This is a genomic window from Pseudomonas fluorescens group sp. PF-69 (assembly GCF_054481235.1).
In genome coordinates, this window is sequence record NZ_JBTMNC010000001.1 from 2,180,273 (window position 1) to 2,204,008 (window position 23,736).

A 23,736-nucleotide genomic window follows, 5' to 3' on the forward strand; every position below is an offset into this window, starting at 1 on the left:
AACCCCTCATCGCACGGAATGCAAAGCCTCTGATCGAAAACCGCTGGTCGGGGCATCACGCGGCGACTATTATGCGCGCCTTCGAATTCAGCCTAAACAAGGCGCAAACCCATGCTAGTACTGGGATTAGAAACCTCCTGCGACGAAACCGGTGTCGCATTGTATGACAGTGAGCGCGGCCTGCTGGCCGATGCGCTGTTCAGCCAGATCGACCTGCATCGTGCCTATGGTGGCGTGGTGCCGGAGCTGGCCTCGCGTGACCACGTCAAACGCATGCTGCCCTTGATTCGTCAGGTGTTGGCCGAAGCCGACTGCGTGCCGACCGAGATCGATGCGATCGCCTACACCGCCGGTCCTGGCCTGGTAGGGGCGCTGCTGGTCGGCGCTTCCTGTGCTCAGGCGCTGGCCTTCGCCTGGGGCATTCCGGCCCTTGGTGTTCATCACATGGAAGGCCATTTGCTGGCGCCGATGCTGGAGTCGCAACCGCCGGAATTTCCGTTCGTCGCTTTGTTGGTTTCAGGTGGTCATACGCAACTGGTTCAAGTCGACGGGATCGGTCAATACACGCTTTTGGGCGAAACCCTGGATGACGCCGCAGGCGAAGCGTTCGACAAGACCGCGAAGATGATGGGCCTCAACTATCCGGGCGGCCCGGAAATCGCTCGACTGGCGGAGCAAGGGCTTGCAGGACGTTTCGTCTTCCCGCGTCCGATGTGTGACCGACCTGGCCTCGATTTCAGCTTCAGTGGCCTGAAAACCTTTGCCCTGAACACCTGGCAGCAGTGTGTGAGCGCCGGGGACGACAGCGAGCAAGCCCGTTGCGACATCTCGCTGGCGTTCCAGCAGGCCGTGGTGGAGACTTTGACCATCAAGTGCAAGCGTGCCTTGAAGGCGGCAGGCATGAAGCGTCTGGTGATCGCTGGCGGGGTCAGCGCCAACAAGGCGTTGCGCACGTCCCTGGAAAAAATGCTCGGCGACATGAAGGGCGATGTTTTTTATGCCCGTCCACAGTTCTGTACCGATAACGGTGCAATGATCGCTTTTGCCGGTTGCCAGCGTTTGCAGGCCGGTCAGCGGGAAAGCCTGGCGATCAGTGTCCAGGCGCGTTGGCCGATGGAGCAGTTGTCGGCGCTGTGATGAGTGGTGCTGCCGGGCGGCATTTAAAAATGCCGTTCGCGCCCGGCCAACAGGTCGCGTAGATTGCCGCGATGACGCCAGACGATCATCCCCGTGAGCGCGCTCATGGGCAGCAGTGCCGCCGGCTCTTGCCAGGCCAGCAATGGCAGGGTCAGTGGGGTGGCGATCAAGGCAGCCAACGAGCTGGTGCGGGTCAGGTAGAACGTCAGCAGCCAGGCACAGACCGCCAGTAAGGCCGCAGGCGGGTACAGGCCCAGCAACATGCCGGCAGCGGTGGCGACACCCTTGCCACCGCGAAAGCGAAAGTACAGCGGGAACAGGTGGCCGATGACGGCGCAGACGCCGATCCAGGCCTGATCATGCAGGGAAAGTCCGGCAAAACCGGCGATCAGCACAGGCAGCAGGCCTTTGCAGAGGTCACCGAGCAACGTCAGGACGGCGAGTTTTTTGCCGGCCAGGCGCAACATATTGGTGGCGCCGGCATTGCCCGAGCCACTCATTCGCGGATCGGGGTTTCCGGTCAGGCGGCTGAGCAAAATGGCGAAGGACAGAGAGCCGAGCAGGTAGGCGAGGATCGCCAATAACCAAAACATGCTAACTATTCCGGGCGAGGACGCCCTGATTCTAACGGCGCATTGCGCCCTTGTCGTGTAGCGGAGAAAAGTGCTTGGACAGAGTGTTTATCGAGGGCCTGGAAGTCGACACCGTCATCGGTGCCTACGACTGGGAGCGAGGCATCCGACAGTGCTTGCGTCTTGATCTGAGTTTCGCCTGGGATAATCGTCCGGCAGCCGCTGGTGATGACCTGACGCTGGCGCTCGATTATGCGAGCGTTTCGTCACGCATCCAGGCCTTTGCCGAGCAGGCGCAATTCCAGTTGGTGGAAACCTTCGCCGAGCGTCTGGTTGAAGTGCTGATGAGCGAATTCAAGATCACCTGGATGCGTCTGAAGCTGACCAAGCCTGGTGCAGTGCCTGCCGCTACCGGTGGTGTGGGTGTGGAGATCGAGCGCGGATGTCGCTGACTCAGGTGTATCTCGGGCTCGGTAGCAATATCGAGCGTGAAGCCCATTTGCAGGCCGGCCTGGAAGCGTTGGCGGGTTTTCTGGTGGATATTCGTTGCTCGGCGGTTTTCGAAAGCCAGCCGGTGGGGATCAAGAGCGGGCCGTTTTTCAATTTTGTGGTGTCGGCCTTTACCGATCTGCCACTGATTGAACTGGATCGCCGGCTTAAATTCATTGAGGCGGACAATGGCCGTTACGCGCCAGACCGCAAGGGTTTGCCGCTGGACATCGATGTGCTGCTGTTCGGTGATCTGGTGGGCAACTTCGATGGTTTGGTGTTGCCGCGAGCAGAGATTCTGAAAAACGCCTTCGTGCTGTGGCCGTTGTCGTTGATCGCGCCGGATCGAGTTCACCCGGGCGTCGGCAAGAGTTTCGCCACGTTGTGGGCTGAATCGCAGATTGATCAGGTGTTGGCCCCCGTGGCTTTTGAGTGGCGCGGCATTCAACTGACGCCTTCAGATTTGTTGTGACATTCATGACGCCATCGCGGGCAAGCCCGCTCCCACAGGTACGATGCAATCCCTGTGGGAGCGGGCTTGCCCGCGATGGCGTCAGTCAGGACGACGCAGTCTCTTTGTAGGCCTTCAACGCCTTGAGCCTTTCACGCTTGATCGCCTCACCCAGTTCGGGCCCCTTGAACCCCTTCTCCAGCAATGGCTGCACCGCAACACTGCGCGCCGCAGTTGCTGCCCCGCGCAGATAATCCGCCTGTGGGTAACTTCGCTCTTCCAGTCCTTTGCGCCCGCGCGCATCCATCTCACATGCCGCGATGAACTCCTCGAACCGCTGTGGTCGACGGTAAACGTCGAAGCTTTGCAGCAACTCCAACAGCGTCGATGGCTTCAGCTCCAGGGCGCGATGGCCGTGGGTGTGATATTCGCCCACCAGCAACGCCAATTCCTGGCAGTCCCTCGGTGCCTTGAAGCGTTCGTTGACCGCTTTGATCAGCTTCAGTCCCTTGAACTCGTGGGCAATGTGTCGAGGCCATTCTTCCTCCGGCGTCAGGCCTTTGCCCAGGTCATGCAGCAGGCACGCCCAGCGTACGGTGAGTGGTTGCTTGTGGCGCGCGGCTTGTTCCAGCACGCTTAGGGTATGCGCGCCCGTGTCGATTTCCGGATGATGGGCTTGTGGTTGCGGCACGCCGAACAAGGCATCGACTTCTGGCATCAGTTCTTTGAGAGCGCCGCAGGCCCGCAGTACTTCAATGAACACCTGTGGCTGGTCTTCCATCAGGGCACGGGAGATTTCTTTCCAGATGCGTTCCGCGGTCAGCGCTTGCAGTTCACCTGATTCGCTGAGTTGACGCATCAGATCCAGCGTCTCCGGAGCGACGGTGAAGCCAAGCGCTGCGTAACGGGCTGCGAAGCGCGCAACGCGCAGAACCCTGAGCGGATCTTCGGCAAACGCGGGGGAAACGTGGCGAAGCAGGCGCGCTTCCAGGTCGCGTTGGCCATGGTACGGGTCGGTCAGGTTTTGTTGATCGTCTTCGGCCATGGCGTTGATGGTCAGGTCGCGACGGATCAGGTCTTCTTCGAGGGTCACTTCGGGGCTGGCGTGAAAGGTGAAGCCGCCGTAGCCGCGTCCGCTTTTGCGTTCGGTGCGGGCGAGGGCGTATTCCTCTCCGCTTTTGGGGTGAAGAAACACCGGGAAATCCGCGCCTACCGGGCGAAAGCCCTTGGCGAGCATGTCTTCGGTGGTGGCGCCCACCACGACCCAGTCGATATCGGTGACCGGTTTGCCCAGCAGGCGATCACGAACGGCACCGCCGACTTTATAAATACGCATAAAAAACCTCCGTTAGCTCGACAGGATAACCTTTGCGTCGGGCTTTCGGAGGTCAAAACTGGATCAAAGATGAACGACGGCCAGGTCCAGTCGGCCGTAATCACCCTCGCCATGTTCGTTTCTGGGTGGAACGTGATGGGTTTTCATCACCTGATCGCCTTGCAAGGTTTCCAGGTGAATGTCGAAGCCCCAGAGGCGGTGCAAGTGCTTGAGCACCTCCTCAGTGGAATCTCCCAGCGGTTTGCGATCGTGTTGCTGGTGGCGCAGGGTCAGCGAGCGGTCGCCGCGCCGGTCGATGCTGTAGATCTGTACGTTGGGTTCGCGGTTGCCCAGGTTGTATTGAGCGGCCAGGGTTTCACGGATGATTCGATAGCCGCCTTCATCATGGATGGCCGGGACCAGCAGGTCGTCCTTCTGGTCGTCATCGAGAATGCTGAACAGTTTCAGGTCGCGGATAACCTTGGGTGACAGGTACTGCAGGATGAAACTCTCGTCCTTGAAGCTGCTCATGGCGAACTTGATGGCTGCCAGCCAGTCAGTGCCTGCAATGTCCGGGAACCAGCGGTAATCCTCTTCCGTTGGTTCTTCGCACATGCGCCGGATATCGCGGTACATGGCAAATCCCAGGGTATAGGGGTTGATCCCGCTGTAGTACGGGCTATCGAAGCCCGGTTGATAGATCACGCTGGTATGGGACGTCAGGAACTCCATCATGAAGCCATCAGTGACCAGGCCTTCGTCGTACAGGTCGTTCATCAAGGTGTAGTGCCAGAACGTGGCCCAGCCCTCGTTCATCACCTGAGTCTGACGCTGTGGATAGAAGTACTGGGCGATTTTTCGCACGATCCGTACGATTTCCCGCTGCCACGGTTCCAACAGTGGCGCGTGTTTTTCGATGAAGTACAGGATGTTTTCCTGAGGTTCGGCGGGGAAGCGTGCGTTGTCCTTGTCGCTGTATTTGTCCGCGCCTTTGGGAATGGTGCGCCACAGATCATTGATCTGTTTCTGCATGTGTTCTTCCCTGTCCTTCTGCCGACGGCGCTCTTCTTCGGCGGAGATCGGATAAGGCCGTTTGTAGCGGTCGACGCCATAGTTCATCAGGGCGTGGCAGGAATCGAGCAGGTCCTCGACCGCGTCGATGCCGTGGCGTTCTTCGCATTGCATGATGTACTGCTTGGCGAACACCAGGTAATCGATGATCGAACTGGCGTCTGTCCAGGTGCGAAACAGGTAATTGCCCTTGAAAAAGCTGTTGTGCCCATAACAGGCGTGCGCAACGACCAGTGCCTGCATGCAGATGGTGTTTTCTTCCATCAGGTAGGCGATGCACGGGTCCGAGTTGATCACGATCTCGTAGGCCAGTCCCATCTGGCCGCGGCTGTAGGATTTTTCAGTGCTGAGGAAGTGTTTGCCGTAGGACCAGTGGTGATAGCCCAGGGGCATGCCGACGGAGGCGTAGGCGTCCATCATCTGTTCTGCGGTGATCACTTCGATCTGGTTGGGGTAAGTGTCGAGCGCATAGCGAGCCGCAAGACGACTGATTTCTTTGTCGTAGGCCTGGATCAGCTCGAACGTCCATTCCGAGCCGGTGGAAATGGGTTGGCGCTTCTGCTCTTTGGCGGTCATGTCACTAACCTGCGCTGGAAGAGTTCACGGAAGACCGGATAGATATCCCCGGCCGAGACCAGTTGTTGCTGGGCAAAAGTGTCGGAGAACGCTTCGGCGATGCGCTCATACTCGAACCACAGGGCCTGATGTTCGCGTGGGGTGATCTCAACGTAAGTGTAGTACTGCACGAACGGCATGATCTGGTTGATCAGGATGTCGCGGCAAATCGGCGAGTCGTCGTTCCAGTTGTCACCGTCGGAGGCTTGGGCGGCGTAGATGTTCCACTCGTTGCTCGGATAGCGTTCGGCCATGATCTCCTGCATCAGTTTCAAGGCGCTGGACACGATGGTCCCGCCGGTTTCGCGGGAGTAGAAAAACTCCTCTTCGTCCACTTCGCGGGCGCTGGTGTGGTGGCGGATGAACACGACGTCAATCTTGTCGTAATTACGCTTGAGGAACAGGTACAGCAGGATGAAGAAGCGCTTGGCGATGTCCTTGGTCGCCTGAGTCATGGAGCCGGACACGTCCATCAGGCAAAACATCACGGCCTTCGAACTGGGATTGGGCTGCTTGATCAGCAGGTTGTATTTGAGGTCGAAGGTGTCGAGAAAAGGAACGCGATGGATGCGCGCGCTGAGTTTTTCAATTTCCGCTTCGATTTTCTGAATATCGCCGAAATTGTCCGGTTCTTCTTGCTTGAGTCGCAGAAGTTCCTCTTTTGCTTCGCGCAGTTTCGCCCGGCTGCTGCCGGATAGCGCAATTCGCCGCGCATGAGCCGAGCGCAGGGTGCGGATGATGTTGATCCGCGCCGGGTTGCCCTCGTTACTGATGCCCGCGCGAACGGTTTTGAACGTGTCGGTGCCGGTCAGGTTGCGCTTGACCAGGTTCGGTAGCTCGAGATCCTCGAACATGAATTCGAGGAATTCCTCCTGGGTGATCTGGAAGACGAACTCGTCCATCCCTTCACCCGAGTTGCCGGCCTTGCCAGGGCCTCGACCGCCGCCACCTCCCGGTGGGCGCGCAATGTGTTCGCCGCTGGTGAACTCCTTGTTGCCGGGGTGCACGACCGTCTGTTTGCCACCTCGACCATGGTGAAGCACCGGCTCATCGATATCGCGGCCGGGGATGCTGATTTGCTCGCCGTGTTCCATATCGGTAATGGAGCGCCGGCTGACCGCCTCTTCGACAGCCTTCTTGATGTGGTCACGGTAACGCCGCAGAAACCGCTGACGGTTCACCGTGCTCTTGTTCTTGCCATTGAGACGTCGGTCGATCACATAGCTCATGACTGCTCCTTAGAAGCTGTCCTCAAAGGGGCGAGCATTCAAGCAGCACACCGAGTGCCAAGGGATGTACACGCTCCCCCAAGCGCTGTGGATACTGCCTGAACCGCGCTACTGCCTTTCGAACACCTTCCAGAGGCCTGTGTAACAGAAAATGCGTAAACAGGCCTCGGGCTGACGACAACCGGTCTGACCGGCAGCGGGTTATTGTGATTTTCTGACCCGCAGATACCACTCGGACAGCAGTCGTACCTGTTTGTCGGTGTAGCCCCGCTCGACCATCCGTGTGACGAAGTCGTTGTGCTTCTGCTGGTCCTCTTTGCTGGCCTTGGCATTGAAGCTGATGACCGGCAGCAGGTCCTCGGTGTTGGAGAACATTTTCTTCTCGATGACCACCCGCAGTTTTTCGTAGCTGAGCCAGGTTGGGTTCTTGCCGTTGTTGTTGGCCCGGGCACGCAGTACGAAGTTGACGATTTCGTTGCGGAAATCCTTCGGATTGCTGATGCCGGCCGGTTTTTCGATTTTCTCCAGCTCCTCGTTGAGTGCCACGCGGTTGAGGATTTCGCCGGTTTCCGGATCGCGGTATTCCTGATCCTGAATCCAGAAGTCGGCGTACAGCACGTAGCGGTCGAAGATGTTCTGGCCGTACTCGCTGTAAGACTCGAGGTAAGCGGTCTGGATCTCCTTGCCGATGAATTCGATGTAGCGCGGCGCCAGGTACTCCTTGAGGAAGCGCAGGTAGCGTTCGCGGGTTTCCGCCTGGAATTGTTCCTGTTCGATCTGTTGTTCCAGCACGTAGAGCAAGTGCACCGGGTTGGCGGCGATTTCGTGCGGGTCGAAGTTGAAGACCTTCGACAGGATCTTGAACGCGAATCGGGTCGACAGACCGTTCATGCCTTCATCGACGCCGGCATTGTCGCGGTATTCCTGGATCGACTTGGCCTTCGGATCCGTGTCCTTGAGGTTTTCGCCGTCGTACACGCGCATTTTGGAGTAGATGTTGGAGTTCTCCGGCTCCTTGAGCCGAGACAGCACAGTGAACTGGGCGAGCATCTTCAAGGTATCGGGTGCGCAATGGGCCTTGGCCAGCGAGCTGTTGAACAGCAGCTTGTCGTAGATCTTCACTTCGTCACTGACCCGCAGGCAGTACGGCACTTTGACGATGTAGATCCGGTCGATGAACGCTTCGTTGTTCTTGTTGTTGCGGAAGGTGTGCCATTCCGATTCGTTGGAGTGGGCCAGCAGGATCCCGGTAAACGGAATCGCGCCAAGACCTTCGGTACTGTTGTAGTTACCTTCCTGGGTCGCCGTCAGCAATGGGTGCAGCACCTTGATCGGTGCCTTGAACATTTCGACGAACTCCATCAAGCCCTGGTTGGCCCGGCACAGTGCGCCCGAGTAGCTGTAGGCGTCGGCGTCGTTTTGCGGAAATTCTTCCAGTTTGCGGATATCGACCTTGCCCACCAGTGCCGAGATGTCCTGGTTGTTTTCATCTCCCGGCTCGGTTTTGGCCACGGCGATCTGGTTGAGGATCGACGGGTAGAGTTTCACCACGCGGAACTGGCTGATATCGCCGCCGAATTCGGCCAGGCGTTTGGTGGCCCACGGCGACATGATGGTATTGAGGTAGCGCCGTGGAATGCCGAAGTCTTCCTCGAGGATCGCGCCATCTTCAGTGGCGTTGAACAGACCCAGGGGGGATTCGAAAACCGGCGAGCCCTTGATGGCGTAGAAGGGCACTTTCTCGATCAGTTGTTTCAGCTTCTCGGCCAGGGACGATTTACCGCCACCAACAGGGCCGAGCAGATAGAGGATTTGTTTCTTCTCTTCCAGGCCCTGAGCGGCATGGCGGAAATACGACACGATCTGGTCGATGCATTCTTCCATCCCGTGGAAGTCTTCAAAGGCCGGATAGCGACGGATCACCTTGTTGGAGAAGATTCGCGACAGCCTCGAATTGGTCGAAGTGTCGAGCAGTTCCGGTTCGCCGATGGCCAGGAGCAGACGCTCGGCGGCGGAAGCGTAGGCGCTGCGGTCCTTTTTGCACAGCTCAAGATACTCTTGCAGCGTGAGTTCTTCCTGGCGTGTGGACTCGAAACGTTGTTGGAAGTGGCTAAAGATACTCATGACGTCACCTCGCTCGATACGTGGAGCCGACGCCGGATCACTCAGTCGATGCTGGCAGCAACCGAACAGGCAGTCGCTGTTTACCCCCCAGAACTCTCTCGAAGCTGACGACTCCGAAAGCTACTCCCGATGACCCGCGCGCCGGTGTACCGGCTCTCCCCTGTTTTGGATGGCCTGCGCTTAAGGATAGTTGCTTATTCGGGAGGTAAAGGGGAGATGCGTAATTATGTGTGGCAGACCGTTCGTCTGCCACCGCGCTAGCCCGCGGGAGCCGGGGCTTGCGTGTTACAAAAAAATTATTCGGAGGTGCCTTGCGCCGTTTCTGAAGGATACGTCGTACGCCACAGCTCAAATCCGCCATCCATGCTGTAGACGTCGGAGAAGCCCTGGCTGATCAGGTAGGCGGCTGCGCCTTGGCTGGAATTGCCGTGGTAGCAAACCACCACGGTGGGGGCATCGAGGTCGGCGCCCTGGATGAAGGCGTGCAGGGAGTGATTGTCCAGATGCTTCGAACCGGCGATGTGCAGCGCCGCGAAAGTTGCAGGGTCGCGGACGTCGACCACCACTGCGCCTTGTTCGCGCAGGGCTTGGGCCTGTTCAGGGGGGATACGTTTGAATTCGCTCATGTCGGGCTCCTGTGGCTCGGCTGAATAGGCAGTCTAGCGCGGGGCGCTGGCTGGCGATGTGTCGGGAATGGGTGAGGCGACTGGCGGCAGGGCGGCCTGGCCATGCTCGTCGCACTTGCAGGACAGGCGTTCGCCAGTGTCGACATTCATCAGGGTCAGGGCGCCGCCCCAGACGCAACCGGTGTCGAGGGCCGAGATGCCCCGCTCCTGGACCTTGCCTTCCAGCGCGGCCCAGTGACCGAAGATAATCTTCAGGTCCTTGGTCTTGCGGTCCTTGTGCTGGAACCAGGGTTTGTAGCCCGGTGGTGCGGTGTCCAGGCCTTCCTTGCTCTTGAGGTCAAGCTTGCCGTCCGCAGTGCAGAAGCGCATGCGCGTGAAATAGTTGGTGATCACCCGCAGGCGAGTAACGCCTTTGAGATCGCTGTCCCATTTCGCCGGATCGTTGCCGTACATGCCATCGAGATAGGGCGCGAACAGGTTGTCGTCGCGCAGGGCCGTTTCGACCTCGGCGGCGCATTTGAGGGCCTTGCGCAGCGACCATTGCGGCGGAATGCCGGCATGCACCAGCGCTACGTTGCGTTGCTCGTCGTAGTGCATGAGTTTTTGTTGGCGCAGCCAGTCCAGCAAGTCGGCACTATCGGGCGCTTCAATGATTTCGCGCAGGGTGTCGGCTTTCTTCAGGCGTTCGATGTTCTGGCCGGCGGCCAGCAAATGCAGGTCGTGGTTGCCGAGTACGCATACCAGCGATTCGCGGATGCTATAGAGGAAGCGCAAGGTTTCCAGTGATTGCGGGCCGCGATTGACCAGATCGCCCACCAGCCACAGGCGATCCTTTTCCGGGTCGAAGGCGACTTTTTTGAGCAGGCATTGCAGCGCCTCAAGGCAGCCTTGCAAATCACCGACAGCGTATGTCGCCATCAGTGCAAGGCTCCGGGGACCGCAAGACGGAACGGGGCGATGATGGCGTCGAATTGCTTGCCGTCGTCGGCAATCATCTGATAGCTGCCTTGCATGGTCCCGACTTTAGTCGTCATGACCGTGCCGCTGCTGTAGGTGTGGCTTTTGCCTGCCGCGATCAACGGTTGCTGACCAACCACGCCGGCACCGCGCACCTCTTCGACACGCCCGTCGCCGTCGGTGATCACCCAGTGCCGTGACAACAGTTTGGCGGGTAGCTCGCCATTGTTTTGCACGGTGATGGTGTAGGCGAAGGCAAAGCGGTCTTGATCGGGTTGCGATTGTTCTGCCAGATAGCGGGTGACGACGCTGACGTCGACCTGGTAACGAGGATCGGACATGCAAGAGGCCTTAAAAACGAAGCGGGACGCGGGGCGTAGCTGATGCAATTCAGTCTAGGCCAAGTATCGGATAGTAAACCAGACATGGGCGTTGGTGTCCTATCCGATAACGCGTCAGGTCTGTCAGATATCGGCAGGCTTCTGTAGGACTTGTTCGCTTAGCTTGTCGGCCAGGCGCACAAAGGCGGCCAGGTCGAGTTGCTCGGGACGCAGGCTGCCATCGACGCCAGCAGCTTCGATTTCGGCGTTGCTCAACAGCAGCTTGAGGGTGTTGCGCAATGTTTTGCGGCGCTGGTTGAACGCTTCGCGCACGACACGTTCGAGCAATCGATGGTCCTTGGCAGGGTGGGGCAGCACTGCGTGTGGCACCAGTCGCACAATGGCCGAATCGACTTTCGGCGGTGGATTGAACGCGCCCGGGCCAACGTTGAACAGGTGCTCAACACGGCAGTGATACTGAACCATGATCGACAGCCGGCCCCAATCACCACCGCCAGGCCCTGCCGCTAGGCGCTCGACCACTTCCTTCTGCAGCATGAAGTGCATGTCGCGAATCAAGTGAGCGTTGTGCAGCAGGTGGAAAATCAGCGGGGTGGAGATGTTGTATGGCAGGTTGCCAACCACTCGCAGGCTGCCCGGCGCGGCGTTCAGGCTATTGAAGTCGAACTTCAGTGCGTCGCCCTGGTGCAGGTTGAAGTTGCTCTTGCCGGCGAATTGCTGGTTGAGGATCGGGATCAGATCCTTGTCCAGCTCTACCACGTCAAGTTGTGCGCCGCTGTTGAGCAGGCCTTCGGTCAACGCGCCCTGGCCTGGGCCGATTTCCAGCATGCGGTCATCGGGTTTGGCGTGGATGGAGCGCAGGATGCGGTCGATAACGCCGGCATCGTGCAGAAAGTTCTGGCCGAAGCGCTTGCGCGCCCGGTGTTGGTATTGCTCGGTCATAAACGGGTCTCGGCCATCTGGTAGGCGGTTTCCAGGGCGACTTGCAGGCTGCCGGTATCGATTTTGCCGCTGCCGGCCAGATCCAGCGCCGTGCCGTGATCGACCGATGTGCGGATGATCGGCAAGCCCAGGGTCACGTTGACTGCAGCGCCAAAGCCTTTGTATTTCAGCACAGGCAGGCCCTGGTCGTGGTACATCGCCAGCACTGCGTCGCAGTGCTCCAGATATTTGGGGGTAAACAGAGTGTCGGCGGGCAGCGGACCTCGCAGGTCCATGCCTTCGCCGCGCAGGCGCTCTAATGTGGGTTCGATAATGTCGATTTCTTCATGGCCCAGGTGTCCACCTTCACCCGCGTGGGGGTTTAGCCCGCACACCAGGATCCGTGGTTGGGCAATGCCGAACTTGTGTTGCAGATCGGCATGCAGAATGCGCGTGACCCGCTCCAGACGCTCCGGTGTGATTGCATCGGCAATCTCGCGAAGGGGCAGGTGGGTGGTGACCAGGGCCACGCGCAATCCGCGAGTGGCGAGCATCATGACCACTTGCGCGGTATGGGTCAGGTCGGCGAGGAATTCGGTGTGTCCGGAAAAGGCGATTCCGGATTCGTTGATCACGCCCTTGTGCACGGGTGCCGTGATCATTCCGGCAAAGTGCCCGTCCAGGCAGCCTTGGCCTGCGCGGGTCAGGGTTTCCAGGACGAAAGCGGCATTGGCCTTGTCCAGTTGCCCGGCGACGACCTTGGCGTTGAGTGGGGTATCCCAGACATACAGGCTGTTGGCGGGTGCGGGCGCATCTGGCCAGGCGTCTGGAGTGACCGGCAGCAAGTCGACAACCACGCCCAGCTGCGCGGCCCGCTCGAGGAGCAGGTCGCGGCTGGTAATGGCAATCAGGGGGTGCGGCTGGGCTTGCGAGGCAAGCAGCAGGCACAGGTCAGGACCTATGCCGGCTGGTTCACCGGGTGTCAGCGCAAAACGTTTGGGTTTCACTGCGCTGCCTGGTTCGCGCCAGGGAGTTTGATTTCAACATACGCTTCGTCACGGATCTGACGCAGCCAGGTTTGCAGCTCTTCGTCGTATTTGCGGTTACGCAGTACGGTCATCGCTTGTTGCTCGCGAGCCTGGGTGGTGTTGTCGGTGGCGCGGCGGCCAAGGACTTCCAGGACGTGCCAGCCGTATTGAGTCTTGAAAGGCTTGGACAGTTGACCTTGCGGGGTCTTGGACATCACTTCGCGGAATTCCGGGACCAGAACGCTCGGGTCGATCCAGTTCAGGTCGCCACCGTTGAGGGCGGAACCCGGGTCTTCCGAGTAGCTTTTCGCCAGTTCGCCGAAGTCTTCGCCCGCCTCGATGCGAGTATAGAGCGACTGAACCAGGGCCTTGGTTTTTTCTTCGTCGCGAATCGGGCTTGGTTTGACCAGGATGTGGCGCACATGCACTTCGTCACGTACCTGGGTCTCGCCGCCACGCTTGTCGGTGATCTTCAGGATGATGAAACCGCCCGGCGTACGCATAGGCTGGGTCACATCGCCGACCGCCATGGTGCTCAGCAGGCGATCGAACGGCGGTGGCAGTTGAGCGGCTTTACGCCAGCCCATGTCGCCGCCTTCCAGTGCGGTTTCGCTGGCGGATTTGGCGATGGCCAATTGACCGAAGTCGGCGCCTTGCTTGAGTTGTTGATAAATCGCATCAGCCTGTTTGGCAGCATTCTGAATCGCGTCAGAGTTGGCGCTTTCTGGCGTAGGAATCAGGATGTTGGCCAGGCGGAACTCTTCGGACAGCTGCATTTTGCCGAGGTCCGATGCCAGGAAGTTCTTCACTTCCTGCTCGGAGACCTGGATGCGCTCAGCCACGCGGCGCTGACGCACGCGGCTGATCACCATCTCGCGACGAATCTGTTCACGTGCATCGTCATATGACACGCCGTCGCGCGTCAGCGCGGCGCGGAATTGATCGACCGACATGTTGTTGCGTTGGGCAATGGTGCCGACAGCCTGGTTCAGTTCTTCATCGGTGATGCGGATGCCGGAACGTTCGCCGATCTGCAGTTGCAGGTTTTCGACGATCAGGCGCTCGAGCACCTGTTGTTCCAGCACGCTGGCCGGTGGCACGGCGGTGCCGCGCTTGGCGATGGTTTGCTGAACTTCATGGACCCGTTGGTCCAGTTGGCTCTGCATGACCACATCGTTATCGACAATGGCCACCACTTTATCGATGGACTGTACCGCGGCGTTGGCCGCAGTACCCAGGAACAGCGCGCCCAGCAGCAGCGGGCGCAGACAATCAGAAAGCTTGGTCTTCACGTTCACGATAACCTTGGATGCCTTTGTCGAGGAAACTCTCTGCTTTGGCGCCGGTGAGGTCGCCGAGTCCCTTCAGAACGATTTGTAGGAATACGCCGTGGTCGCCTTTTTCGTTTTGCGGTGCTTCCTGACTGAATTCGTCGTAGGAAACCCAGTAACGGTTGATCAGGCGCAATTTCCAGCAGCAGTTGTCGTACTCGAAACCACCGAAGGCTTCCAGGGTACGGTTACGGTTGTAGTCATACTGCCAGCGGCTGATGGCGTTCCATTGCGGCACGACTGGCCAGATTACCGAGAAGTCGTGCTGTTGGATTTTGTAGTAATCCTTTACGTAGCCAGGCTGACCCGGGGTGCCATAGTCACCGCCGCCCACCGACCATTTACCCGTGTTCTGGTCATAACGGACCTGGTCATTGCGATAGCGATAGCCGGCGTTGATGACCTTGTTCGGGTTGTCTTCAGGCTGGTAGTGGAACATCGCGCTGCCCGAGCGAGGGCTGCGGCTGTCCGGGTCCCAGTTGTAATCGGCCGTGGTGCGCCAATCGCGGTTCCAGCGATATTCGTATTCCAGTGCGTAAGGCGAAACGTTCGAATGCGCATCCTGACGGGTTTTCGCATCGATGCCCGGCAACTGGACTTCGCGATCCTTGAAGTACATGGCCTGGCCGACGCTGACGCGTTGACGCTCGAAGCCGTTGTCTTCAATCCAGCGGCTGGTCACGCCCAGGGACAGCTTGTTCTCGTCACCGACGCGGTCGGAGCCCGAGAAGCGGTTGTCGCGGAACAGCGATGCATAGTTGAAGGTGTATTCGCTGGTGTCGAATACCGGAATGTCTTCCTGGTCCGTTTCCGGCACGTAGAGGTAGAACAAGCGCGGCTCAAGGGTCTGGCGATAGTTCTTGCCGAACCATTGGGTGTTGCGATCGAAGTACAGGCCGCTGTCGATGCTGGCAATCGGCACACCACGATTCTGGTTGCTGCCGAAGGTGCCGTTGAGTTTGTCCTGCTCCGCGGTCTGTGCAGCAATCTGGTTCTTGCCGATGCTGTCCAGGTCCAGTTGATACTGGGTGTATTGGTACTTGAGCGTTGGCTTCAGGAAACCATAAGTCCAGTCGAGCGGCAGGCTGACAGCGGGCGCAAGGTTCAGGCGATCGCCAGTGGCACGGGCAAGACCCACGACATTGGTGTCCAGTCGCGGCGACACATTGCCGTTTTCATCGGTGAACGTGCCATTTTTCAGGTCGCGATCGAACCGCACGACTTCAGTGTTGTAGGAGAAATTCAGGCCGTTTGGATGATACGGCAGTGCACCGTCGAAGGTGATCTGCGGCAGACGGTCATACGGCGTGATGTTCGAAACGGTTGCAAGCTCGTAAGCCTGGGCGTTCACGCGGGCGGTGTAGCTGTCGCCACGATAGGTGACGGAGCCTTGTTGGTTCACAAAGTCTGCGCTTTTTACACCAATCTGGTCGGTTTCCAGATCCTGGAAGTAATAAGGATCGCTGATGTTGGTGTAATCGACTTGCGTGAAGACTCGCGAATCGAGGCCGCCCTTGTGTTGCCAGTTATACATGTAGCGGTTTTTTTCGTAGTCGGTCTGCTTGCTGCGATCGGTGTCCTCGTCGTTGAGGTACGCAGCACCGAACTGGCCTTCGCTGGACTTGGTGAGGTAGCGGAACTCGCCTTCCATCAACAAGCCATGCTTTTCCATGTAGCGCGGGTACAACGTGGCGTCGTAGTTCGGTGCCAGGTTGAAGTAGTACGGTGTTACCAGCATGAAGCCGGTATCGCTGCCGGTGCCGATGGTCGGCGGCAGGAAGCCGGACTGGCGGCGGTCGTCGATCGGGAAGTAGATGTACGGCGTGTACAGGACTGGAATGTCCTTGACCCGCAGTGTCACGTTGGTCGCAGTACCGAAGCCGGTGGCCGGGTTCAGGGTGATGTTGTTGCCCTTGAGCTGCCAGGCGTTGCTGTTCGGTTCGCACGTGGTGTACGTGCCATCCTTGAGGCGGATGATCGCGTTCTCGGCACGTTTGGCGTACAGCGCGTTACCGCGAATACGGGACTTGTGCATCACGTATTCGGCGTTATCGACCTTGGCTTCACCGGTGTCGAGCTGCACATCGGCGTGATCGCCCACGATCAGTGCGCCGTTGTCGCGGATACGGACATTGCCGCTGAGTTCGCCACGGCTCTCGGCCTGGTACAGGTTGGCCTCGTCGGCTTCGACCTGCATGCTGCCCTGGCGCATGACCACGTCACCGGCCAGGGTGGCGACTTGTTCATCCTGCTTGTAGCGAGAGGCTTTCGCGCCGATAAAGGTTGGCGCGTCACTTTTATTCGTCTTGTCATTCATGCCAGGACGAATCGGTTCGATATAGGAACCAGAGCAATAAGGACCGGTTTCTGCCAATTGCGCCGCTGTGAGCTGATCGCGTGGAACCCAGTCGAGGTGGCTATAGTCTTCGCTACGCGACTTCAGGCCGCGCCCCTTGGACTCGGTCACGAGCACAGGCTTGGCGCCGGTGTCTTCACTGGTGCCTTCCTGTGACGGGGTCTCGCCAGTGGCGCTGACTGCGCTGCCTTCATGCACGGGACGCGGTGGCAAGGCTGCCGCCGGCGCCTTTGGCGCACATGCCCAGGCACCCGAAGCAGAGACTGAGCAGTCATACTGTTCCGCGGCGACCACGAAGGAAGTGGCTAGAGGTTGCAAGGCCAGCATACTGCCGGTTACCAACAACGGAAATTTTTTACGAAACGCGGGGGATTTCAATGCCATCTTATTAGTCCGGGCTTCCTGCGTGCCATCTGCCCGCGGTGTGGGCCGCACGCCTCTCGATGGTCTGAAAAAGATGCTGGATAATAAAGCATGACCCGCTTGACGGCTAGCGCCGTCGGAGACCCTTGCAATGCCTGACCAAGATGTACGTTTGCAACACCTGAAAGTTTGGCTCGATGAGCAATTGGCAAACCTGTATACAGAACAGGGTTGGGGTGCCGTACCCCCGGCCACGTTGACCGCGGCCAGTAGTGACGCGAGTTTCCGGCGTTATTTTCGTTGGGAAGGCGCGGGTAAAAGTTTCATCGTGATGGATGCCCCGCCGCCCCAGGAAAACTGCAAACCCTTCGTGGATATCGCTTTTTTACTGGCGAAGTCCGGAATAAATGTACCGAAAATTTATGCCGAGGACCTCGAGCGCGGTTTTCTTTTGCTCAATGACCTGGGCAACAAGACGTATCTGGATGTCATCGACAGCGAAAACGCCGACGATTTGTTCGCCGATGCGCTGCAAGCACTGTTGGCGTTTCAGCAGTTGCCGATGGTTGCGCCACTGCCGAGTTATGATGTGGCGCTGCTGCGTCGAGAGTTGGAGTTGTTTCCCGAGTGGTACGTGAAACGCGAGCTGGGCATCGAGTTCGACGCCGCGCAGCAAGTGCTTTGGCAGCAGGTCAGCGATCTGTTGATCGACAGCGCACTGGCCCAGCCGAAAGTCCTCGTACATCGTGACTATATGCCACGCAATCTGATGCTCAGCGAACCGAATCCCGGCGTGCTGGACTTCCAGGATGCTGTTTATGGTCCGGTGACGTATGACGTGACTTGCCTGTTCAAGGATGCCTTTCTCAGTTGGCCCGAGGAGCGCGTGCATGGTTGGCTGGAAAGTTACTGGCAGCAGGCCCGGGCGCTGGATATTCCGGTTCAGCCCGATTTCGAAGATTTCCTGCGCGCCAGTGATTTGATGGGCGTGCAACGACACCTGAAAGTGATCGGCATCTTCGCCCGCATCTGTCACCGCGACGGCAAGCCCCGTTACCTGTCCGATGTTCCGCGATTCTTTGCTTATATAGAGGCCGTGATTGCGCGCCGTCCGGAGTTGGCTGAGCTCGATGTGTTGCTGGCCAGTCTGCGTGCTGGAGTCACGGCATGAAGGCAATGATTCTGGCAGCAGGCAAAGGCGAGCGCATGCGCCCCCTGACGCTGACCACGCCCAAGCCGCTGGTCCGTGCAGGCGGGGTGCCCCTGATCGAGTATCACCTGCGCGCCCTGGCGGCGGCCGGGTTTGACGAAATCGTGATCAATCATGCCTGGCTGGGCCAGCAGATCGAAGACTATCTGGGCGATGGCTCGCGGTACGGTGTGCACATTCAATACTCGCCGGAAGGGGAGCCGCTGGAAACGGGAGGCGGGATTTTCCGCGCATTGCCGTTGTTGGGTGATGAGGCTTTTGTGGTGGTCAACGGCGATATCTGGACCGATTACGACTTCAGCGTGTTGCATCAGCCGATTGTCGGCCTGGCTCACCTGGTGCTGGCGAACAACCCGGACCACCATCCGGCCGGGGACTTCCAGTTGATCGACGGGCAAGTGCGCGACGCTCAACCGGACGTTGCCACCCTGACCTACAGTGGTATTGCAGTGTTGCACCCGCAGTTGTTCGAAGGCTGCTCTGCCGGGGCGTTCAAACTGGCACCGTTACTGCGCTCGGCAATGGCGAACGGGCAAGTGTCCGGCGAACGGCTGAACGGGCAGTGGGTCGATGTCGGCACTCACGAGCGATTGGCGCAAGTCGAAACCCTGATTGAAGCGAGACGCTGACATGCTGTGGCCAGGGACTCTGATTGGAGCCGGAGCGGGTTTTGCCATCGCCAGCATTCCCGGGGCCATGCTGGGTGCATTGTTGGGGCAGGCGCTGGATCGGCGCCTGCACTTGCAGAGCTGGGGGCACTTGCTTGAAAAGCTCGGTGGCCGCCCGGCGCTGCGCAACGATGAACTGTTGTTTGTTTTGTTGGGGCGATTGGCCAAGAGCGACGGGCAGGTAGTGGATGGCCATATCCAGCAGGCGCGGCAGGAAATGCGGGCGCTGGAGATGAGCGAATCGGCTCAGCGTCGGGCGATAGCAGCGTTCAATCGCGGAAAGTCGGGCAATGATCGGTTGCGTGGTTATCTGCGCCGCTTGAGTGCACAACCCCATGCGGCAGAAGGGGTATTGCGCGCCTGTTGGCGGATGATCTGGGCGGACGGTCGGGCCGGCACCCGTGAGCGGGAGTTGATTGCTCAATGGGGGCGGTGGCTGGGCTGGCGGTCCTATCAGGTGCAGGCGTTGGCGGCGGACTATGAGCCGCAAAAGCGATCGGTGGCCAACAAAGCGGCCACCTATCAAGACGCCATGCGGCTGTTGGGCGTGTCAGCCACCACTGAGCCGGCGCAGATCAAGCGCGCCTATCGCCGCCTGCTCAGTCGCCATCATCCGGACAAAGTCGCCGGAAGGGGGGCGACGGAGCTTCAGGTCCGTGAAGCGACCGAGAAAACTCGTGAATTGCAGGGTGCTTATATGCTGATTCGTCAGCGGCGGGATTTTTGATAGCGGCAACGGTGTGTATGGCCCGTGATGCCTGTATCGCTGGCAAGCCAGCGATACAGGTGACCCGCTCACTCAGTCTGCTGCGGTTTGTGGACTTAACCAACCCCGAACCCGGCGCACCAATTGCTCCTGCTCCGCCTTGGCATTGCCCGGTAATGCCTTGAGCGACACCTGGCTAAACGCCGAAGATTTCAAGCGTTTGCTGGCCTGCAAACGGGTGAGCGCCGCGTCGCGGTCCAGGGGTTTGTCCTTATAGTAAATGTCGGCGGTAGGCAGCTTCAGGGTTGGCGTGAGCTCGGCCAGTTCGGGTTTCGCTTGAACCGGCGTCTGCGCGGCAACCATGACGAACCGCTCGACCTGCGATGACTGTTTTTCGCTCAGGTAGCGTGCCGCCCAGTAAGCGCCAGTGCCGTGCCCCAATACGACGATGCTGCGCGCGCTTTGCTGTTCAGCGAACGCAATCGCGGCGTCGATACGGGCGAAGATTCGCTCGGCATCGGCCTTGGCCTGCTCTTCCGTGGTTTCGGCGATCGCCTTGTCGGCCACGTCCGCTTCGCCACCAGCCGCCTGTTCGATGGGGGGCGCGGTGGTCGAATCCTTGCTGCCGGTGTCCGCCGCCTTGGGGGCTGGCGCCACTTCAACGATGCGCGGTGCAATGGCATCGCTTTGCAGGTCCGGCAAGGTGATACTCAGGCTGCTCCACGCGGCGTTCGGCAAGTTGCGCCGTAAAGGGCCGATCGCTTGAGGCCAGTCAACGGTTTCGCCCGCGCCCGGGATGATAATCACCGCACCTTTGGGTTCGGCCGTATTGGCCGGTTTCCACAAGGCCAGGAAGGTATCGCTGCCCGCTTGCAGTTGCTGCTGTTCCTGAGCCGGGATTGTTCGCTCGAGTGCTGTCGCTTCTTCCTGACTACGCTCAGGCAAGGGCTGGCGTTCGACCGGTTTTTCTTCGGCGGGCTTTTGCGCGGCGTCGGGTGCCGGGTCGGCAGCTTCGACCGAAAAAGCGCAAGGCAGGATCAGCGACAGGCACAATGCTGGCAGTGCCAGGCGGTAGACAGGGGGCATCGGATATTCCAGGCCAGAAGTAATTCCGGCAGCCTAATGGGTTGGTCAGTATTTGTCAGTGTGTGAGAGTTCGATGATGCGTTTTCGCTGCCTGTGGGTTATCGGCTGTTTGTGGTTTCCCTTGATGGGCTGGGCGGCAGTCATGCCCCCGGCGCACGTTGCAATCTTGTCGCCCAAGCAGCAACAGTGGCTGGCCCGGCAAGGAGAATTGCGGGTCGGGCTGGTGTTGCAAGCGCCCTATGCGCAATACGATCGCCGCTTGCAGCGGCTGTCCGGGGTTAACGTCGAGCTGATGAAATGGCTGGCCAAGTCGCTCAAGGTCGAACTGACCTGGCGTAACTTTCCCGACCTCGAACAGTTGGAAGCCGCTGCGCGCCAGGGCGAAATCGACATCGCGCCAGGGCTGACCCAGACGCCTGGTGGTCTGCGCCTCTGGCAGTTTTCCGACCCATACATGCGCGTGCCTCAATTGGTGGTCAGCGACCAGAAAAGCACCGGCGCGGTCGAGCTGGAAAAACTCGACAGCCAGAGCCGCGTCGCCATACGCATGCCCAGCGCCACTGCCGATTACCTGCGCAGCAACTACCCGCACTTAAACCTGCAGGGCGTTCCGGTCGAGCGTCAGGCGCTGCAATTGTTGTTGAGTCAGCAAGCGGCCTACGCCGTCGTCGATGAGGCGCAATTGGGGCGGCTGTCCGTCGAGCCGGAGTTCGCCGGGCTGGTCGTCGTGGGCGACATCGGCTTGCCCCAACTGCTGCGGATCGCGACGCGGCGCGACCTGCCTGAGTTGGCAGGCATCGTCGAAAGCGCATTACGGGCAATCCCGGCCAAGGATCTTGAGAACCTGCACAACCAATGGCTGCAGCCCAAGTACCCGCGGCTCACCGAAACGCCGGGCTTCTGGCAAAACCTTTGCCTGCTGTTGCTGGTGTTGGCATTGAGCAGCATGGCCATCGTGTTCTGGCAGCGCCGTCAGCAGCTCAGCCTGGAGCAACGACTGGCGGCAGCGCAGCAAGACATTGCCTTGCGTGCCGCCAGTGAAGAAGCCTTGCGGTTGACGCAATTTTCCATCGACCAGAGCACCGTGGGCATCCTCTGGGTCAATTGGGACAGTCATGTGCGCTACGCCAACCGAGCGGCCGAAAGCATGTTGGGCTATTCATCGGGGGGAATCATCGATCGCCCCCTGATCGACTTCGAGCCCGGTCTGAACATGGATCGCTGGTTGAACCTGTGGAAACTCGCCAGGGCCAGCGACGATGCCCCGCAAAGTTTCGAAACCAATTGCCTGCGGGCCGACGGCAGCATCCTGCCGGCCGACGTCTCGCTGAGTTTCCTGCGTTTTCGCGATGGCGAATACCTGGTGGTTTACCTCACCGATGTCACCGAGCGCCGCCGTGCCCTGGCCGCGCTGCAGGAAAGCGAGGCGCGGCTGCAAGGGATCGCGGCGAATGTGCCTGGACTGGTCTTTCGCCTTGAGCGGGCGCCGGTGACCGGGCAGATCGACTTTGCCTATATCAGTGAAGGCAGCGAGAGTCTGGTGGGGTACTCGCCGGCCACCCTGGCCCATCGCGACAAAGGCCTGCGCAGCCTGGTGCACCCCGACGACAAGGCCAGCTATCACCAGACCCAGGACCATGCCCTGGACACCGACAGCGACTGGTCATGGCAAGGGCGAATCCTGACCCGTAAGGGCGAGCAACGCTGGGCGGAAATCAAGGCGATTACCCGGCGACTCGAGGACGGCGCGTACGTTTGGGACGGCATCGTCTGGGACATCAGCGAGAGCAAGCGCATCGAACTGGAGCTGGCCAGTTCCCGGGAGCAACTGCGGGAGTTGTCCGCGCACCTGGAGAGCGTGCGTGAAGAGGAAAAGGCCCGCATCGCGCGGGAAGTCCACGACGAGCTGGGGCAGATGTTGACCGTGCTCAAGCTGGAAACGTCCATGTGCGAACTGGCCTACGCCCAACTCGACCCCGGTCTGAACGAGCGCTTGAACAGCATGAAGCGCCTGATCGCGCAGTTGTTCCAGCTGGTGCGTGATGTGGCGACAGCGTTGCGGCCACCGATTCTTGATGCCGGGATTGCCTCGGCCATTGAATGGCAGGCCCGTCGCTTCGAGGCGCGCACGCAGATTCCTTGTCTGGTGCAGGTGCCGGACAATTTGCCGGTGCTCAGTGATGCCAAGGCGATTGGCCTGTTCCGTATCCTTCAGGAAGCACTGACCAATGTCATGCGCCATGCCCAGGCGCATACTGTCGAACTGACACTGGCCCTTGACGGCAATGAGTTGTGTCTGACCATCAGCGATGATGGCGTAGGATTTGTTGCAGCCGCTGGCAGGCCGACCTCCTTTGGGGTGGTCGGCATGCGCGAGCGGGTGCTGATCATGGGCGGCCAGTTGTCGCTTGAGAGTGAGCCGGGCGAGGGCACGACCCTGATCGTGCGAGTGCCGCTGGATGAGGAGAAGTAAGTGATCCGTGTACTGGTAGCCGAAGACCACACCATCGTCCGCGAAGGCATCAAGCAATTGATTGGCCTGGCCAAGGATCTGCTGGTGGTGGGGGAGGCGAGTAATGGCGAACAGTTGCTCGAGACGTTGCGACATGTGCCCTGTGAAGTGGTGCTGCTGGACATCTCCATGCCGGGCGTCAACGGCCTGGAGGCGATTCCACGGATACGTGCGCTGAACAATCCGCCGGTGATTCTGGTGCTGTCGATGCACGACGAAGCGCAAATGGCGGCGCGGGCATTGAAGATCGGCGCCGCAGGTTACGCCACCAAGGACAGCGACCCGGCCCTGCTGCTGACCGCCATCCGCCGGGTCGCGGCCGGTGGACGCTATATCGATCCGGACCTGGCCGACCGCATGGTCTTCGAAGTCGGCCTGACCGATTCGCGCCCCTTGCACTCATTGCTGTCGGAACGTGAGTTTTCGGTTTTCGAACGCCTGGCCCAGGGGGCGAACGTCAACGACATCGCCCAGCAATTGGCGTTGAGCAGCAAGACCATCAGCACCCACAAGGCGCGGCTGATGCAGAAACTCAACATCACTTCGCTGGCGGAACTGGTGAAGTACGCGATGGAACACAAGCTCCTCTAAAAGCACAAAAATCCTTTGCAGGAGCCAGCTTGCTGGC

The 23,736-nt window shown here is 59.5% G+C and carries 21 protein-coding genes; 8 read left to right on the forward strand and 13 right to left on the reverse strand.

Annotated features, from left to right (window positions below; translation table 11 throughout):
* The first annotated feature begins 111 nt into the window (after positions 1 to 111).
* On the forward strand, positions 112 to 1,137 hold the full coding sequence (tsaD, locus tag ACX3YF_RS09975) for a tRNA (adenosine(37)-N6)-threonylcarbamoyltransferase complex transferase subunit TsaD (RefSeq protein WP_458973701.1): 1,026 nt from the start codon (positions 112 to 114) through the stop codon (positions 1,135 to 1,137).
* Positions 1,138 to 1,160: 23 nt separating this feature from the next.
* On the opposite strand, the gene plsY is transcribed toward tsaD, so the two are convergent.
* A complete protein-coding gene (gene plsY, locus ACX3YF_RS09980; RefSeq protein WP_198132111.1) occupies positions 1,161 to 1,730 on the reverse strand; it encodes a glycerol-3-phosphate 1-O-acyltransferase PlsY in 570 nt (189 codons plus the stop codon).
* A gap of 74 nt (positions 1,731 to 1,804) precedes the next feature.
* Here plsY and folB point away from each other — a divergent pair, with 74 nt between their 5' ends.
* Positions 1,805 to 2,161, forward strand: a complete 357-nt coding sequence (folB, locus tag ACX3YF_RS09985) for a dihydroneopterin aldolase (RefSeq protein ID WP_008051601.1) — start codon at positions 1,805 to 1,807, stop codon at positions 2,159 to 2,161.
* A complete protein-coding gene (gene folK / locus ACX3YF_RS09990; RefSeq protein ID WP_047534158.1) occupies positions 2,152 to 2,670 on the forward strand; it encodes a 2-amino-4-hydroxy-6-hydroxymethyldihydropteridine diphosphokinase in 519 nt (172 codons plus the stop codon). Before folB ends, folK begins: the two co-directional genes overlap by 10 nt.
* A gap of 85 nt (positions 2,671 to 2,755) precedes the next feature.
* On the opposite strand, the gene ACX3YF_RS09995 is transcribed toward folK, so the two are convergent.
* The 11 genes from ACX3YF_RS09995 to ACX3YF_RS10045 form a co-directional block, all read right to left on the reverse strand.
* Positions 2,756 to 3,985, reverse strand: coding sequence for a multifunctional CCA addition/repair protein (locus ACX3YF_RS09995; protein WP_448647499.1), 1,230 nt, complete (start codon positions 3,983 to 3,985; stop codon positions 2,756 to 2,758).
* Positions 3,986 to 4,048: 63 nt separating this feature from the next.
* The gene (locus tag ACX3YF_RS10000) at positions 4,049 to 5,611 is read right to left on the reverse strand and encodes a SpoVR family protein (protein WP_047534154.1); all 1,563 of its coding nucleotides are present in this window, start codon (positions 5,609 to 5,611) and stop codon (positions 4,049 to 4,051) included.
* Positions 5,608 to 6,879, reverse strand: a complete 1,272-nt coding sequence (locus ACX3YF_RS10005) for a YeaH/YhbH family protein (RefSeq protein ID WP_130209586.1) — start codon at positions 6,877 to 6,879, stop codon at positions 5,608 to 5,610. The genes ACX3YF_RS10000 and ACX3YF_RS10005 overlap by 4 nt, the downstream gene beginning before the upstream one ends.
* A gap of 201 nt (positions 6,880 to 7,080) precedes the next feature.
* Positions 7,081 to 9,003: a PrkA family serine protein kinase gene (locus ACX3YF_RS10010; RefSeq protein ID WP_047534149.1), complete on the reverse strand. Its 1,923-nt coding sequence runs from the start codon at positions 9,001 to 9,003 to the stop codon at positions 7,081 to 7,083.
* A gap of 296 nt (positions 9,004 to 9,299) precedes the next feature.
* Entirely contained in the window at positions 9,300 to 9,629 is a 330-nt protein-coding gene (glpE, locus tag ACX3YF_RS10015) for a thiosulfate sulfurtransferase GlpE (RefSeq protein ID WP_030130002.1), read from the reverse strand.
* A gap of 33 nt (positions 9,630 to 9,662) precedes the next feature.
* Positions 9,663 to 10,547, reverse strand: a complete 885-nt coding sequence (locus ACX3YF_RS10020) for a symmetrical bis(5'-nucleosyl)-tetraphosphatase (RefSeq protein ID WP_130209584.1) — start codon at positions 10,545 to 10,547, stop codon at positions 9,663 to 9,665.
* Entirely contained in the window at positions 10,547 to 10,927 is a 381-nt protein-coding gene (apaG, locus tag ACX3YF_RS10025; RefSeq protein WP_130209582.1) for a Co2+/Mg2+ efflux protein ApaG, read from the reverse strand. Before apaG ends, ACX3YF_RS10020 begins: the two co-directional genes overlap by 1 nt.
* A 123-nt stretch (positions 10,928 to 11,050) precedes the next feature.
* Positions 11,051 to 11,869 (reverse strand): 16S rRNA (adenine(1518)-N(6)/adenine(1519)-N(6))-dimethyltransferase RsmA, encoded by an 819-nt coding sequence (rsmA, locus tag ACX3YF_RS10030; protein WP_449106462.1) that lies wholly within the window; start codon positions 11,867 to 11,869, stop codon positions 11,051 to 11,053.
* Entirely contained in the window at positions 11,866 to 12,855 is a 990-nt protein-coding gene (pdxA, locus tag ACX3YF_RS10035) for a 4-hydroxythreonine-4-phosphate dehydrogenase PdxA (RefSeq protein WP_288094842.1), read from the reverse strand. The genes rsmA and pdxA overlap by 4 nt, the downstream gene beginning before the upstream one ends.
* The gene (gene surA, locus ACX3YF_RS10040) at positions 12,852 to 14,174 is read right to left on the reverse strand and encodes a peptidylprolyl isomerase SurA (RefSeq protein ID WP_177329335.1); all 1,323 of its coding nucleotides are present in this window, start codon (positions 14,172 to 14,174) and stop codon (positions 12,852 to 12,854) included. Before surA ends, pdxA begins: the two co-directional genes overlap by 4 nt.
* A complete protein-coding gene (locus tag ACX3YF_RS10045; RefSeq protein ID WP_130209576.1) occupies positions 14,149 to 16,947 on the reverse strand; it encodes an LPS-assembly protein LptD in 2,799 nt (932 codons plus the stop codon). Before ACX3YF_RS10045 ends, surA begins: the two co-directional genes overlap by 26 nt.
* Before the next feature lie 130 nt (positions 16,948 to 17,077).
* Between ACX3YF_RS10045 and ACX3YF_RS10050 the strand changes: the two genes are divergently transcribed.
* From ACX3YF_RS10050 to ACX3YF_RS10060, 3 genes are read left to right on the forward strand one after another with little or no spacing between them, the layout of a single operon-like run.
* On the forward strand, positions 17,078 to 18,097 hold the full coding sequence (locus tag ACX3YF_RS10050; RefSeq protein ID WP_130209574.1) for an aminoglycoside phosphotransferase family protein: 1,020 nt from the start codon (positions 17,078 to 17,080) through the stop codon (positions 18,095 to 18,097).
* Positions 18,094 to 18,765, forward strand: coding sequence for an N-acetylmuramate alpha-1-phosphate uridylyltransferase MurU (gene murU, locus ACX3YF_RS10055; protein ID WP_130209572.1), 672 nt, complete (start codon positions 18,094 to 18,096; stop codon positions 18,763 to 18,765). The genes ACX3YF_RS10050 and murU overlap by 4 nt, the downstream gene beginning before the upstream one ends.
* Before the next feature lies 1 nt (position 18,766).
* A complete protein-coding gene (locus ACX3YF_RS10060) occupies positions 18,767 to 19,531 on the forward strand; it encodes a TerB family tellurite resistance protein (RefSeq protein WP_130209570.1) in 765 nt (254 codons plus the stop codon).
* A 72-nt stretch (positions 19,532 to 19,603) separates the two neighbouring features.
* On the opposite strand, the gene ACX3YF_RS10065 is transcribed toward ACX3YF_RS10060, so the two are convergent.
* Positions 19,604 to 20,596 carry an alpha/beta hydrolase family protein gene (locus tag ACX3YF_RS10065; protein ID WP_458944225.1) on the reverse strand — a complete coding sequence of 331 codons (993 nt, stop codon included), beginning with the start codon at positions 20,594 to 20,596 and terminating at the stop codon, positions 19,604 to 19,606.
* A gap of 73 nt (positions 20,597 to 20,669) precedes the next feature.
* Here ACX3YF_RS10065 and ACX3YF_RS10070 point away from each other — a divergent pair, with 73 nt between their 5' ends.
* Together ACX3YF_RS10070 and ACX3YF_RS10075 are read left to right on the forward strand one after the other, a co-directional pair.
* On the forward strand, positions 20,670 to 23,069 hold the full coding sequence (locus tag ACX3YF_RS10070) for a PAS domain-containing sensor histidine kinase (RefSeq protein ID WP_448647495.1): 2,400 nt from the start codon (positions 20,670 to 20,672) through the stop codon (positions 23,067 to 23,069).
* Positions 23,070 to 23,699: a response regulator gene (locus tag ACX3YF_RS10075; RefSeq protein WP_096514706.1), complete on the forward strand. Its 630-nt coding sequence runs from the start codon at positions 23,070 to 23,072 to the stop codon at positions 23,697 to 23,699.
* Positions 23,700 to 23,736: the final 37 nt, after the last annotated feature.